Below are 13,941 nucleotides of genomic sequence, written 5' to 3'. Positions count from 1 at the left end.
ATACTTTATATGATATTTTTAGGAAACATAAAGGAGTATCTTCAATTAGAGACAATCAATAGTCAAAATAGTAAAATACTAAATGAAACTATAGAAAGTAGTTTGACTATTCTATGGTTTGAATCTGATCAAAATGAACTCATAATTGATGGAAAGAAGCAAGCATTCTCTAAGAATGAAATTGTTTTCTTAACAGAGTTTCATAATGTTATAATCAAAAATATTGATTGTATTAGGTTTTTAAGATTTAATAGACCTTTCTATTGTATTCTTGATCATGATACCGAAGTAGGCTGTAAAGGTATCTTATTCTTTGGAGCATCACAATTACCAATCATTCAAATTTCGGAAGAAGAACTAGATAAATTCGAGACGTTATGGAAAATGTTTACCATAGAGATGCAATCTAATGATAGTTTGCAAATAGAGATGTTGCAAATGATGCTTAAACGATATTTGATTCTATGTGCCAGAATTTATAAGTTAAAAGAGAATTTCCCCAATGAAAAAGAGGATTCTGATATTGTAAGAGAGTTTAATTTTTTGGTAGAACAACACTTCAAGACAAAGCATCATGTATCTGAGTATGCCGAGTTGTTATACAAATCTCCAAAGACATTGTCTAATATTTTTTCAAAGATGGGCTCCAAAACGCCCTTACAATATATACAAGATCGAAAAATGCTGGAAGCGAGAAGACTTTTGCATTATACAAATATGCAGATAAAAGAAATAGCTTATGAAATCGGATATGAGGACGTACAGGCATTCAGTAGATTTTTTAAAAATCAGGAAGGGAGTTCTCCTTCAGAATTCAAAGAAAAAGTAAGCTAGGAAAAATTGCCAACACTTCGGGAATAGTTACCTAACAAGAACTTACTTCTCTACACCATCTTTGCATTGTCAAATTGAGTATTAATCTAAAGAATAAGACAATGAAAAATTTAGTAATAACATTAACTTTAATCATATCAGGTCTAACAAGTGTGTATGCACAATTACCTGATCCCGGATTTACTGTAGATCAAAATACAGCAATCGTAATTACAGATCCTCAAAACGATTTTTTAAGCCCTAATGGTGTAACCTGGGGAGTAGTAGGAGAAAGTGTTACAGCAAATAATACTGTTGATAATATCGAAGCATTATTTAAGGTAGCGCAGCAAAAGAATATTACAGTTTTTGTCTCTCCACATTATTATTATCCTCATGATCATACCTGGAAAATAGAAGGAGCATTAGAAGCATTAATGCATAAAATTAATATGTTTGATAGAAAAGATGCATTATCTACAGAGGGTTTTGAAGGTTCTGGAGCAGATTGGTTAGACAAGTACAAAAAATATATTAAAAAGGATAATGTAATTGTAACAAGTCCTCACAAAGTGTATGGGCCAGAATCCAACGATTTGGCTTTACAATTACGCAAACATGGGTATAGTAAAGTAATATTGGCAGGTATGTCTGCAAACCTTTGTACAGAATCCCATATGAGAGATCTTATTGAATCTGGTTTTGATGTTGCTGTAGTAAAAGATGCAACCGCAGGAGCTATTTTACCAGGTCTAAATGCTTATGAGGCAGCAGTAGTAAACTTTCAAATGATAGCTAGTCATGTTTTTACAACCAAAGACATCGTTAAAGAAATAAGTACTTCTAAACAATAAATGGCAGGATTATAAAAAAAAGTGAAATGTGATTATTTCACAATTGATGATTGATTTTTTATGATAGGAACCCTTGTGAATAATTATTCACAAGGGTTTGTTTATTCTTTGTATTACCAGTTGCGCCAAGGAAATTGTTTACTATCTCACCTGTAAATCTCTCAGGAAATATCACGAATTTAAGCTTAAAATAAGGTTGTTCTCGGCAATTTTACTGTGAATGCGGTAAGTGCTATAAATCAACCTAGTAGTAATTTAAAAAAAAGTACGGATAGTAGCATTCGGACTTGTTATGTGGAATAATTTTTAGGGTCTGTCGGCATTTAAATGTTGTATATATAAACAATAAAATCTTAGAATTATGAAAATGAAAAGAAATCAACTCATCATCCTGTTTTTAATCTCAATAAGTTTTTTGGCTTGCAATAATGATGATGATAACAATGTAGCACAAAGTGATTTTGGAATCTTTAAATCAATAAATGATACGACCGCAGAAATGAATGGTACAATTACGAGTAACACCCCAACTCATTTTAATAACCTATTGGCAAAATATCCCAAGCTGAAAAGGGTAAATATGTTGGATTGTCCTGGTTCTGAAGATGATGATGCTAATTTGATCGTTTCCAAAAAAATGCATGATAGTGGTGTAGAATTTCATTTATCTGCTCGTTCGGTCATTGCTTCTGGAGCGGTAGATATGTATGTCGGAGGAGTAAAAAGAACACGTGAACAAGGAAGTCGTATCGGAGTACATTCCTGGGGAGCTGCTCCCGGACAACCAATCGCTACTTCATATCCCGTAGGTCATGCTGTGCATTTACCATATATCAATTATTATAAGTCGGTAGGATTTACGCAGAAAGAAGCAGAAGATTTTTATTATTTCACTATTAAAGCCGCTCCGGCAGAAAGCGTACACTGGATGACAGAAGAAGAGATAACCCAATATAAAGTAACAAAATAACAAAGTATGAAAAATCATTTTAAAGTATTAAATATATTGGTGGTAGCCTGCGCTATTTTAAATTGTGTAGCCTGCTCAAATGATGATGATTCCGCAATAATGCCAACAACAGGAACAGTTAATCCAGGTGATGATCCTAATTTCAAGATTGTAAAAAATACAGATGCTGGATTTGATTCATTTAACAGAAAAGTTATGGTCTTTGATATTCCAATTTATGCTGTAGCTGCAGTAGAAGATACTAAACTATTGCATGCTGCTAATTTAATGGCTCAGTATTTAGATAATGACGAAGATGGTTCGATTGACAATACAACGATTCACAATTCGATGAAATCTAACAAAGCTTTTTTGTTTATGTGGAAAACAGAAGCAGATAGAGATAATTTTAATCCCCCTGCTGGATTTGAAGTTGGGCAAGATTTAGGAGCAGATGAGACCGTACCAGCATGGCATACAAATGGGCATACAGGATCATTTGATGCTGCTTTAGAAGAAGTGTGGCATATTGTTACTAATGGGGGGCATGAAAGAGCTTATCCAGGTATTTTTAGTTCTCAATCTGGATCAGAAATCAGTAAAGCAATGGATGTTGCTCGTGGAGGAAACTTTCAACCCCCTCCAGAAAATTACCCAGCTAATGCCTGGTATACTTATGATGATATTACTTGCGATTACAATTGCCAGGTTGGAGAATATTTATATTGGATAATGAGTTCTATGCTCGGTGCTCAGGAAAATAGACTAGGTGAAATTGATAACGAGTGGAAATTAAACACTAGAGTCAAAGTAGAGGCAATCGATACAAAAGCCTGGGCAATATTTACGAATTCAGCATATAAAATGCCTGCAAAATTGCCAGATGGTACTTATAAAAGATAATAAAATAGGGTAAAGTATATTTTGATTGTTGTTTATATATAACATTTTGTAACATCTAAATGTATTTCAATCTTTTGAGAGTGTAGGTCTTCTTCAGGAAAAACTTGATATGCCTATTGTAGAACAGGCAATAGCAGGAGATGATATTCGTATAAATGTTGTAATAGAAAATATTGATTAATAAAGTGTTGTGGGGCGTTTCTGTGTTGTAGTAATGTAATTACGCCCCTACAACCACAAATTATAGATATGATGGATAGAAAGAAATTTTTAAAAAACGGAGTAGCAGGAATAGGTTCGATTATAGCGATCCCAACACTAATAACATCTTGTAATAAAGATGATGATGCGGCAGGAGGTACAGTAGATACAGGAACGTGTGTTGTCTCTCCGGTAGAGACAGCAGGGCCGTTTCCGATAAAAACACCGACAGATTTGGTAAAAGAAAATATAATTGGTGATCGTACAGGAATTCCATTAAAAATAACAATACAGGTGCAAAATGTGAATAGTAACTGTGGACCATTAGTAGGTGCTTTTGTGGATATTTGGCAATGTGATGCAAAAGGAAACTATTCTGAATATTCTGGTCAGTTAGATGGGGATTTTACGAGTCAAAAATTTCTAAGAGGAAGGCAAACCACAGATGCCAATGGTAATGCTTCATTTATAAGTATATATCCAGGATGGTATCCTGGTAGAGCTCCTCATCTTCACTTAGAAATTTTGAAATCATCAGGAGAATCATTGCTTATTACTCAAGTTGCTTTTCCAGAAAATATTTCTAAAGCAGTTTATGCTACTACGAATTATAAAGGAGATTTTGATACTTCAAATACCCAGGATGGTATATTTTCGGGTGATATTAATCGTAGTATAGCGAATTCTGTAACAGGAAATACAACCGATGGTTATATCCTTACAGAGACGATAAAGGTATCAGGGTGAATTTAAAATGCTAGAAATCTTATAGTTTTTGGTATAAAAAAGAGATATTATTTTTAGAATCTTATAAAAACAAAAAACCTAAACATTTGTTCAGGTTTTTCGTGGTGTAACTCCTTCAGATAAATATCAATATATTTTTCCTCACAAACTCAGATGATTTTTTGAAGGCACCTTTTTCTTATAGATTATTTTCTTAATACACCCAGCCAGTTACTCCTTCATATTTGTATCCGGCGTTAATACCTTCAGAATAATTTTTGGTATATAGATGATCAGAATTTCTGGTATGGTAAAAGCGATATAGCTTTTTTCTTCCATTACCGGGTTTTTTATGTATTAAAACAAGCCTGGAAACATCTTTCCAGCCTTTACTGATTAAAGTTAAAATTTCAGTAGGGCTAGTTGTTAATACAAAATCTATTTTTCTTGGATGTAATAAAAAGTATAATTCGTTATGTGTATTAAAATCGATTTCTCGGCGAGATCTGGCTACATCGGTTCTAAAAGAAACTCCTTCTCTGCTCCCTATTCCAATGCCTTGGCCTCCTTGTGTTTTATATGTATGAAGAGATGCAGACCCTCCGCTATAATATCGATACACGTTTTGAGAACTTAAAGCCCTTGATTTTGTGTTGATATTGCCTTCAGTTTGATTAGAAACTTGCTCCAGAGGTACATCTTCACCTTCTGATTCACAAGAAGTCAATAATAGACATATTGCAAAAATCAAATTTAAAATTGAAACTAAGAATTTGGTTTTTTTCATGGCTTTAAGAGTTTTAAAAATTAGTATTTGATGAATTAATTTTATGGTTGGTACATATTTCATCCCCTACAGAATTCAAAAATATGAAGATGGATACAATAAATACAAAGTAATATTCTTGATATTTATAAATTTAAACCAATAATTTGGACATGTCGCATGGTTTAATTTTTGCTGTTATATACCAAATTATGCATTGATAATAGTTAGTTTTATAGATTGAATGAAATATTCACAATATTTTTTTGATAGTTTTATTCCTTACTATTTTTTAATATCATTTACTTATATATTTAATTAAAAGATATGATTTTTGAATGCTGTTAAGCAGATTTCAAGGACTATAAAAATCACTTTAATGACCAGGAAGTATTCGTTTTTAGGTTACCTGCTAATTTTATTTGTTTTTGTGCAACCATTACGAGGACAAACTAAGAGTTCTAATAGTGCTCAGGATTTATTAGATTTTAATGAATTAAAAGAGGTAATAGCAGCGCAACCAGAAGATTCCTTAAAATTAGAAGTAGCACAGACCTCTCTTGATAAAGCCATATATCGATTAGATACACTACGTATGGCTAATGCGTATTATTTTTTATCCAAATTTAACCGTTCTAATCAATTACGCTATGCCGATAGTCTTATTGTAATTACCAAAGGTAAAAGTTATGAAAGATACCCGGCTTTGGGTTATTTGCGTAAAGGTAATGTGCGTTATGAAGAAGGAAATTACAAAGAGGCTTTAGAATTTTATCTAATAGCATCAAAATCTGCAAAAGAAAACGGCAATGAACTGCTATACCTTAAGTTGAAATTTAATATAGGATTATTAAAAAATACTGCAGGAGAAAGAGAAGAAGCACAAGCTATTTTTTTGGAGTATTTAAATTTTTTAGATCAAAACCCTAAACTTAAAACCTCAAACCTTTACAATAGAGTGCTGTTTGCTCTCACTGATTCATACATTTATAGTAATCAATTTAATCTAGCCGAAGATTATATTGATAAAGGGATTCAAGAAGCATTAAAAACAAATGATATATCTATATATTCTAATTTTGTTGTGTATTCGGGGATGTATAAATATTTCTCTAAAAACTATAATCAAGCAATTGACAGCCTTGAAAAAGGAAAAAACCTAATACAAAAATCTGATGAGGTAAAGACAAGAATTGCTATCTGTGATTATTATATTGCCCGTTCATACCAGGATCAGGGTAAGGTAGAGCAGAGTATGCAATATTTTAAAAATGTAGATCGTATTCTCAAAGAAACTGAAGATGTTATTCCCGAATTAATAGATACATATGATTATTTGATTGCTGATTCTAAAGCAAAAAAAAATCTTGAAAAGCAAATTGAATACATCAATACACTATTAAGATTGGACAGTATTAGACATGCTAATCAAATCTATCTAACCAAAAACATTAATGAAAGATATGATACAGTAGAATTGATTTCTGAAAAAGAAAAATTAATAGATCAGTTGCAACACGATAAATTCTTAAAAGAAGAAACCATAACTATTCTAATAGTGTTTCTTGTCATTTTGATCATAGTTGCTACATATGGTTTTCGCAAAAGCTATGTAAACAAAAGGCGTTTTTTAAGATTACTTGAAGATCAAAAAACCAAAGAAAGTAATCTGCTAGATTTTGTTGATATCAGTGCTAATATTTCAAAAAAACAAGATATAGATATCCCAAAAGATGTTATAGAAACTGTATTAAAAAAACTTCATAATTTTGAGAACTCGACTAAGTTTTCTAAAAAACATTATACACTTAATTCATTAGCCAAAGAGTTAAATACAAATAGTGCGTATTTATCAAAGATTATAAATGTGTATAAAAATGTGAACTTTGCAAATTATCTAAATAATTTAAGAATTGATTTTGCGGTAGATGAACTTGCCTCTAATAAATCATTACGTTCCTATACGATTAAGGCTATTGCAGAAGAGGTAGGGTTTAAAAATGCACAATCGTTTTCTTCTGCGTTCTATAAAAAAACAGGCATTTATCCATCTTACTTCATTAAACATTTAGAGATATAAAGTAAAGGCTTATAGTGTCTACTTCAATGTTTTTATACCTTAAATTTATAAATATCAACTAGTATGTCATATTAGGAGTTAGTTAAAAGCTATATTTTTAATATTAAGAACACACAAACCGAAATTGTTATGAAAACAAATAAGAAAATAAAATCATTTAAGTTAGAAAAGATAAAAATCACCAAATTGGCTAATGCAAATACAATCAAGGGAGGTGATAGTATACCACCTGCCACAGAAAGATTTTGCAATACGAAGAAATGTTTCACCAAACTAACCAAAACAGTTCCCGTAGAGGAATAGGGTAGTTTTTTAATGATATATAATAAAAAAAACCCGAACATTTGTTCGGGTTTTTAAGGTGGTGCCTCCAGGAATCGAACCAGGGACACAAGGATTTTCAGTCCTTTGCTCTACCAACTGAGCTAAGGCACCTTGCTGTAAGCGGATGCAAATATAGAACGCTTTTTTTAATACACAAAAGAAAAAATTAAAAAAATCGTTTTGTACTTTTGCGACTTACAAAATAAAGTATGAATCTCATTATTGATGTAGGGAATACATATACCAAAATAGGAATTTTTGAAGAATCAAAAATTATCTATAAAAATAAGATTGAACAACATCGTTTTAAAGAGGCAATCCAAAAAATCAAAGAAGAATACCCTTTGATCACCGATGCCATCCTTTCTTCAGTATCTAATATAGAAGAGAATCATATAACATATGTTAAAAGTTTGTATAATACGCTTATATTAGATCACTTGGTAGAAATGCCATTCAAGAACCTGTATGAGACCCCATCTACACTAGGGATAGATCGATTGGCTTTGGTGGCAGCAGCTGTAAATCAATTTCCTAATAAGGATGTATTGGTAATTGATGCAGGAACTTGTATAACATATGATTTCAAAAACAAAAAAGAAGAGTATCTTGGTGGCGCAATTGGACCAGGAGTTCGGCTAAGATATGAGAGTCTTCATAATTATACGGCAAAACTACCATTGTTACAGGTAACTGATCCAAAAAATCATATAGGAAACAGTACAGAAGAGGCAATACATTCTGGAGTAGTTTTTGGAATTTTGCATGAAATTAATGGAGTAATTGAAGAATATTGCAACATTTATACTGATTTAACAGTTATTTTAACTGGTGGAGATGCACATTTTTTGTCTAAAAGATTAAAAAATAGCATATTTGCCACTTCTAATTTTTTGTTGGAGGGATTAAACCACATTTTAGCTTTTAATAATAGTAAATGATAAAGAAGATTTTAGTGATCATATTGGTACACGTTACCATAATATCTTACGCTCAGGAAGGGACTTCGTCTCCGTATTCTTTTTATGGGATAGGGATTCCGAAGTTCAAAGGAACAGTAGAAAACAGATCGATGGGGGGATTGAGTATATATACAGATAGTATCCATGTAAACCTTCAAAACCCCGCGTCTTATGGAGAATTGAGACTTACAGCATATACAGTAGGAGCATCATATCGTAGATATAAGATTAGTAATACCAATCAATCATCATCGGGAGAGAATGCCTCATTAGATTATTTGGCTATTGGTATTCCTGCTGGTAAATTTGGCTTTGGCTTTGGGGTTATTCCTCTTACCTCTGTCGGATATGAACTCAATAGTGTTAAAGATGATGGAAGTGAACTTCGATTTGCCGGAAGTGGAGGACTTAATAAGGTCTTTTTGGCAACAGGGTTCAAAGTTAACAAGAATCTGAGTATAGGTATAGATTTAAATTATAACTTTGGAAATATTGAAAATAAGACAATATTACGAAGACCAGGTGTTCAATTTGATACCAGAGAAATAAATAGTTCAGATTTATCATCTTTTAGTTTATCTTTTGGGGTGACATATAAAACTATGATCACAGAGAAACTAGAATTAGTTGCTTCTGCAGTATCAACACCTTCTTTTGAATTAACAACAGATAGTACAAGAGAGCTCGCTACGATTGTTATCGATAATAGTGGTAGAGAAGGAGTTGTGGAAAGACGAGATGTTGCTGTAGAAGATAAAGAAATAGATCTTCCCGCCGAATTTAAATTTGGTGCCGGGATTGGGGAACGCAAAAAATGGTTTGTAGGAGCAGAGTATATATACATGGATTCTGGAAAATTTACTAATCTTGCATCTAGCCAGGATAATGTTGTATATGAGAACGCTTCAAAATTCAAAGCAGGAGGGTATTATATTCCTAATTATAATTCGTTGACAGGCTATTTTAGCAGGGTGGTATACCGTGCTGGATTTCGTTATGAAGAGACAGGGTTGAATATTAATAACGGTTCGATTAATGAGTTTGGCATATCTTTTGGAGTAGGCCTACCAGTTGGTAGATTATTCTCGAATACTAATATAGGTTTTGAGTATGGTCAACGGGGAACAACAAATTTTGGGCTGGTTAAAGAAGAGTTTTTTAATATCTCTTTAAGTTTATCATTAAATGATAAATGGTTCAGAAAAATAAAATTTAATTAAATACAATAATTACTACAGCTATGAATACTAAAGTTTTATTTATAATAGCAACAGGATTAGTTTTAAGTACTACGAAAGCAAGTGCTCAGGCTACAGACTGTGCAACTACAGCATCCATCGCTTATGAGCATGCTAAGGTGAAGAATTATGCTGCTGCAGAGGAGCCTCTGTGGAAAGTGAGAAAAGAATGCCCTACATATAGCGTCGCAACATATCAATTTGGGCAAAAATTATTAGAGGCTAAGTATAAAAAAGCTTCTGCTGCAGAGAAAACTACTCTTGCCAATGAAATCATTACATTATGGAAAGAGCGTTTTCAATACTTCCCGGCAAAAACTAAAATAGGTGATATGCATTCTGATATAGGTCAGTTAATGTATGATAATAAAATTGGTAGTAAAGAAAATCAGTTTGTAGAGTTTGATAAAGCATATACAAAAGATAAGAAAAACTTTAAAAGGCCTAAGAAATTATATACCTATTTCTCTCTTTTTGTTGATCTTCATGGTGAAGGGAAAAAAGAACTTCAGGGAGTTTTTGATCTATATGATGATATTACAGAAAAAATAGAAGATGAAGAGAGTAGACTTGCGCAGATTATTGCAGAACTTACAGAAAAAGAAGAAGCAGGAACTACATTATCGTCTAAAGAAAAAAGAAAACTAAAAAATTCTGGTATTAACCTAAATGCCTTTAGTAAAGTAAAAGCAGGGATTAACCAGAAACTTGGAGAATTAGCTGATTGTAAAAACCTAATACCTCTTTATGCTGGACAGTTTGAGTCTAAAAAAACAGATGCAGGTTGGTTAAAAGGAGCAGCAGGAAGAATGTCGTCTAAAGATTGTACCGATGATCCATTGTTTTTTAAGTTAGTAGAAGCATTACATAAGGTAGAACCTTCTTCTAAATCAGCGTATTATTTAGGGATATTAGCGTTAAAAGATAAGAAGACAACCACTGCATTAAAGTATTTTAATCAATCTGCAGAATTAGAAACTAAAGCAAGAGATAAAGCTAAAGTTTATTTCAGGATTGGTGAAGTGATGAAAAAACAAGGAAGTAAAGGGAAAGCTAGATCTTATTATAGAAAAGCACTTAAGCATAGACCATCTATGGGAGTTTGCTACCTTAGAATTGCAGGTATGATAGCAAGTAGTGCAAATAGCTGTGGTGCCGATGTGTTTAGTAAAAGAGCAGTGTATTGGTTGGCAGAAAATTATGCCCTAAGAGCAGGAAAAGTAGATCCAAGTTTAAAATCTACAGCAAATAAATTTGCAGCTAACTATCATGCTAAAGCACCATCAAAAACTGATATTTTTAACAACCCAGAAAAAAAATCTGTAAGTATCGGATGCTGGATTGGTGAAACAGTTAGAGTGCCAAAGCTATAATGCAGAATAAAAAAATATATACAATAGTAAACATTGTCACAGCATTTGCTGTGACAATGTTTTTTTCATGTCAATCAACAACAAAAAATGATCTGGGTGGTCTAATCTTAGAAGATGCCCCTATTGCAGAAGGATATGAGATAAATCTTAAATATACAGACTCAGGAAGACTTACAGCAATACTTAAAACATCAAAAATATTAGATTATTCTAACAAATCTTTTGTGTACCATGAATTCCCAGAAGGTATCGTGTTAGATATCATTGATAAAGAAGGAAAAGTAAGTGTAGTTACTTCGGATTATGCAATTTCTTACCAGCAAACGGGCCTAATCGATATGAGAGGTAATGTAGATATACAAACTGCCGATAGTACTCATTTACAAGCCAAACAGTTATATTGGAATTCGAATATTAATTGGATATTTACCGATCAACCCTATAAAAGTTATTTGCCAGATGGGACAATTAATGAAGCAGATGGTTTTGATGCTAATCAGGATTTTACTATCTTGAATTCACGAATAAATGACGGGGTAATGTTTATAGAGGAGTAATCCAGTACTATGATGAAAGTATTTAGATTTTTTGAATATGCCTACTTGGCTATTATGTGTTTTTTTATTTACGAAGCATATGTAGAGTGGGGACAAGAAGGCGGAAGAAGTATGCTTTATATTTTCTTTGCAATCGCCGCAATTTTTATGTTTTTCTTTAAAAGAAACTTTAGAAAACGATTTGACGCCAATAACAAAGACTAATTCATGGAATTACATATCATTGTTATTATTCTTTCCCTTATTCTTTCAGCTTTTTTTTCAGGAATGGAAATCGCCTATGTTTCTTCTAATAAAATACACATAGAGATTGAGAAAAAACAAGGAGGATTTATCTCAAATATCCTGGCGCGATTAACAAAAAAACCTTCCAAATTTATTGCAACAATGCTTGTAGGTAACAATATAGCATTGGTTGTATATGGGTTTTATATGGGCGAAATACTGATGAAAATAATAGCCGGATATTTTCCTGAAATAGCAGGTAGCATTACTTTGTTACTACAAACAACTATTTCGACTTTGGTGATTCTAATTACAGCAGAATTTTTACCTAAAGTATTCTTTCAGATTTATTCTAATACGTTACTCAAAGCCTTTTCATTTCCTGCATATGTTTTTTATGTTGTATTTACACCTATTTCATCATTTGTAATATGGGTTTCTGATTTTGTGCTCAAAAAATTTCTGAAAACAGATGGAGATCAAGTTCAACTTGCTTTTAGTAAAACAGAACTAGGGGATTATATAAATGAGCAAATGGAAACTATCGAGGAGCATGACGAAATTGATAGCGAAATCCAGATTTTTCAGAATGCATTGGATTTTTCAGACGTTAAGTCGAGAGAAGTAATGGTTCCCAGAACAGAGATAGTAGGCGTAGAGAAATTACAATCAATAGAAGAAATAAGTACCTTATTTATAGATACAGGTTTGTCAAAAATAATTGTGTATAACAATACTGTAGACGATATCATTGGGTATGTGCACTCTTTCGAGTTATTTAAAAAACCTAAATCGTTAAGGTCAATTCTTTTGCCAGTGGTTTTTGTGCCAGAAACAATGTTTGTTAAAGATGTACTTAATCTTCTTACCAAAAAACATAAAAGTATAGCAGTGGTGATCGATGAGTATGGAGGTACCAGTGGTATTATTACAGTAGAAGATATTGTAGAAGAGCTTTTTGGTGAGATTGAAGACGAGCATGATTCTGTAGAACTTATCGAAGAACAATTGTCAGAAAATGATTATCGATTTTCTGCAAGAATAGAAGTAGATCATATCAACGAGTCCTATAAATTAAACCTTCCGGAAGATGAAAACTATGAAACACTGGGAGGGATGATTGTAAACCATACCGAAGAAATTCCTCAACAAGGAGAAGAAGTGAAAATAGATGGTTTCAAAATTAAAATTATAGAGACTTCTAATACTAAAATTGAGATTGTAGAATTACATGTGATACCAGAGGATTAATAATACTATTGCGATGAGCAAAAAAACACAAAACCGGGGGATTGTAGTATTTGTTGTAGTTTACATCATTGTTGTGATATGTGATCTGGTTTGTAGTAGTAATGAAGCGTACTCGGATTTTAGAAATATTACAAAACCTTCAATTCTAGGTTCATTAATCATCTTTTTTTTGGTACATAGAAAGGGACTGGGTATTTCTGTATTTAGATTAATGATATTGGCCTTGTTGTTTTCTTTAGCCGGAGATATACTACTTTTATTTGTTGTACAATCTCAACTTTTCTTTATTGCAGGTTTGGTTATGTTTTTGCTGGCACATATAATGTATATTTTGGTGTTTCTTAAAAAGCATAATAAGCACAAAAAAAATAAGATTTTTCTTATACTAACCGTTGCTTATGGAGCAGGTTTGTTCTATTTGTTATACTCTGGGCTAGGAGATATGTTAATCCCTGTGATAGTGTATATGATCGTGATTTTGTTAATGTCAAATGCATCATATTTAAGAGAGAAACGAGTCTCTCAAATGAGCTTTCTTATGGTTTTTATAGGTTCCCTGTTTTTTATGATCTCTGATAGCATTTTGGCATTTACAATGTTTTATCAGTCTTTGCCTATGAGTAACATATGGATTATGACTACATATGCAGCAGCTCAGCTTTTGATTGTTTGTGGTGTTTTAAGGCAAAAAAATCAAATTTTTTAAAGTAATAAAAGTA

At 32.3% G+C, this 13,941-nt stretch carries 15 protein-coding genes and 1 tRNA gene; 14 read left to right on the top strand and 2 right to left on the bottom strand.

Annotated elements, in window-relative coordinates:
• The first annotated feature begins 9 nt into the window (after nt 1-9).
• The 5 genes from AAFU52_RS05505 to AAFU52_RS05485 all read left to right on the top strand — a co-directional run bounded on the left by AAFU52_RS05505 (nt 10) and on the right by AAFU52_RS05485 (nt 4,467).
• A complete protein-coding gene (locus AAFU52_RS05505) occupies nt 10-834 on the top strand; it encodes a helix-turn-helix domain-containing protein (protein ID WP_438425798.1) in 825 nt (274 codons plus the stop codon).
• A 101-nt stretch (nt 835-935) separates the two neighbouring features.
• A complete protein-coding gene (locus AAFU52_RS05500; RefSeq protein WP_024771691.1) occupies nt 936-1,667 on the top strand; it encodes an isochorismatase family protein in 732 nt (243 codons plus the stop codon).
• A 361-nt stretch (nt 1,668-2,028) separates the two neighbouring features.
• A complete protein-coding gene (locus tag AAFU52_RS05495; protein ID WP_438425797.1) occupies nt 2,029-2,637 on the top strand; it encodes a hypothetical protein in 609 nt (202 codons plus the stop codon).
• Nucleotides 2,638-2,643: 6 nt separating this feature from the next.
• A complete protein-coding gene (locus tag AAFU52_RS05490) occupies nt 2,644-3,519 on the top strand; it encodes a hypothetical protein (RefSeq protein WP_438425796.1) in 876 nt (291 codons plus the stop codon).
• A 249-nt stretch (nt 3,520-3,768) separates the two neighbouring features.
• The gene (locus AAFU52_RS05485) at nt 3,769-4,467 is read left to right on the top strand and encodes an intradiol ring-cleavage dioxygenase (RefSeq protein ID WP_438425795.1); all 699 of its coding nucleotides are present in this window, start codon (nt 3,769-3,771) and stop codon (nt 4,465-4,467) included.
• Between the two features lie 193 nt (nt 4,468-4,660).
• Here the strand turns inward: AAFU52_RS05485 and AAFU52_RS05480 are convergent, their stop codons facing one another.
• Entirely contained in the window at nt 4,661-5,233 is a 573-nt protein-coding gene (locus AAFU52_RS05480) for a hypothetical protein (RefSeq protein ID WP_152538613.1), read from the bottom strand.
• A gap of 358 nt (nt 5,234-5,591) precedes the next feature.
• On the opposite strand from AAFU52_RS05480, the gene AAFU52_RS05475 reads away from it, so the two are divergent.
• Nucleotides 5,592-7,292, top strand: a complete 1,701-nt coding sequence (locus tag AAFU52_RS05475; protein WP_438425794.1) for a helix-turn-helix domain-containing protein — start codon at nt 5,592-5,594, stop codon at nt 7,290-7,292.
• 129 nt (nt 7,293-7,421) lie between these two features.
• Nucleotides 7,422-7,595, top strand: a complete 174-nt coding sequence (locus AAFU52_RS05470) for a hypothetical protein (RefSeq protein ID WP_161635313.1) — start codon at nt 7,422-7,424, stop codon at nt 7,593-7,595.
• A 59-nt stretch (nt 7,596-7,654) separates the two neighbouring features.
• Here AAFU52_RS05470 and AAFU52_RS05465 read toward each other — a convergent pair.
• Nucleotides 7,655-7,727: transfer RNA gene (locus AAFU52_RS05465), tRNA-Phe, on the bottom strand.
• Nucleotides 7,728-7,825: 98 nt separating this feature from the next.
• Between AAFU52_RS05465 and AAFU52_RS05460 the strand changes: the two genes are divergently transcribed.
• From AAFU52_RS05460 to AAFU52_RS05430, 7 genes are read left to right on the top strand one after another with little or no spacing between them, the layout of a single operon-like run.
• Nucleotides 7,826-8,557 carry a type III pantothenate kinase gene (locus AAFU52_RS05460; protein WP_438425793.1) on the top strand — a complete coding sequence of 244 codons (732 nt, stop codon included), beginning with the start codon at nt 7,826-7,828 and terminating at the stop codon, nt 8,555-8,557.
• Nucleotides 8,554-9,798: a hypothetical protein gene (locus AAFU52_RS05455; protein WP_438425792.1), complete on the top strand. Its 1,245-nt coding sequence runs from the start codon at nt 8,554-8,556 to the stop codon at nt 9,796-9,798. The genes AAFU52_RS05460 and AAFU52_RS05455 overlap by 4 nt, the downstream gene beginning before the upstream one ends.
• A 20-nt stretch (nt 9,799-9,818) precedes the next feature.
• Nucleotides 9,819-11,189 (top strand): tetratricopeptide repeat protein, encoded by a 1,371-nt coding sequence (locus AAFU52_RS05450; RefSeq protein WP_438425791.1) that lies wholly within the window; start codon nt 9,819-9,821, stop codon nt 11,187-11,189.
• Nucleotides 11,189-11,746: an LPS export ABC transporter periplasmic protein LptC gene (gene lptC, locus AAFU52_RS05445; protein ID WP_438425790.1), complete on the top strand. Its 558-nt coding sequence runs from the start codon at nt 11,189-11,191 to the stop codon at nt 11,744-11,746. The genes AAFU52_RS05450 and lptC overlap by 1 nt, the downstream gene beginning before the upstream one ends.
• Nucleotides 11,747-11,755: 9 nt before the next feature.
• Nucleotides 11,756-11,950 (top strand): hypothetical protein, encoded by a 195-nt coding sequence (locus AAFU52_RS05440; RefSeq protein ID WP_024771700.1) that lies wholly within the window; start codon nt 11,756-11,758, stop codon nt 11,948-11,950.
• Between the two features lie 3 nt (nt 11,951-11,953).
• Nucleotides 11,954-13,222 (top strand): hemolysin family protein, encoded by a 1,269-nt coding sequence (locus AAFU52_RS05435; protein WP_438425789.1) that lies wholly within the window; start codon nt 11,954-11,956, stop codon nt 13,220-13,222.
• A gap of 13 nt (nt 13,223-13,235) precedes the next feature.
• Nucleotides 13,236-13,928: a lysoplasmalogenase gene (locus tag AAFU52_RS05430; protein WP_438425788.1), complete on the top strand. Its 693-nt coding sequence runs from the start codon at nt 13,236-13,238 to the stop codon at nt 13,926-13,928.
• The last annotated feature ends 13 nt before the right edge of the window (nt 13,929-13,941 follow it).

It is taken from the genome of Aquimarina macrocephali (genome assembly GCF_051627225.1).
Classification (GTDB): domain Bacteria; phylum Bacteroidota; class Bacteroidia; order Flavobacteriales; family Flavobacteriaceae; genus Aquimarina; species Aquimarina macrocephali.
The sequence above is the reverse complement of the archived record's forward strand: the minus strand, read 5'-3'. Positions and strand labels throughout refer to the sequence as shown.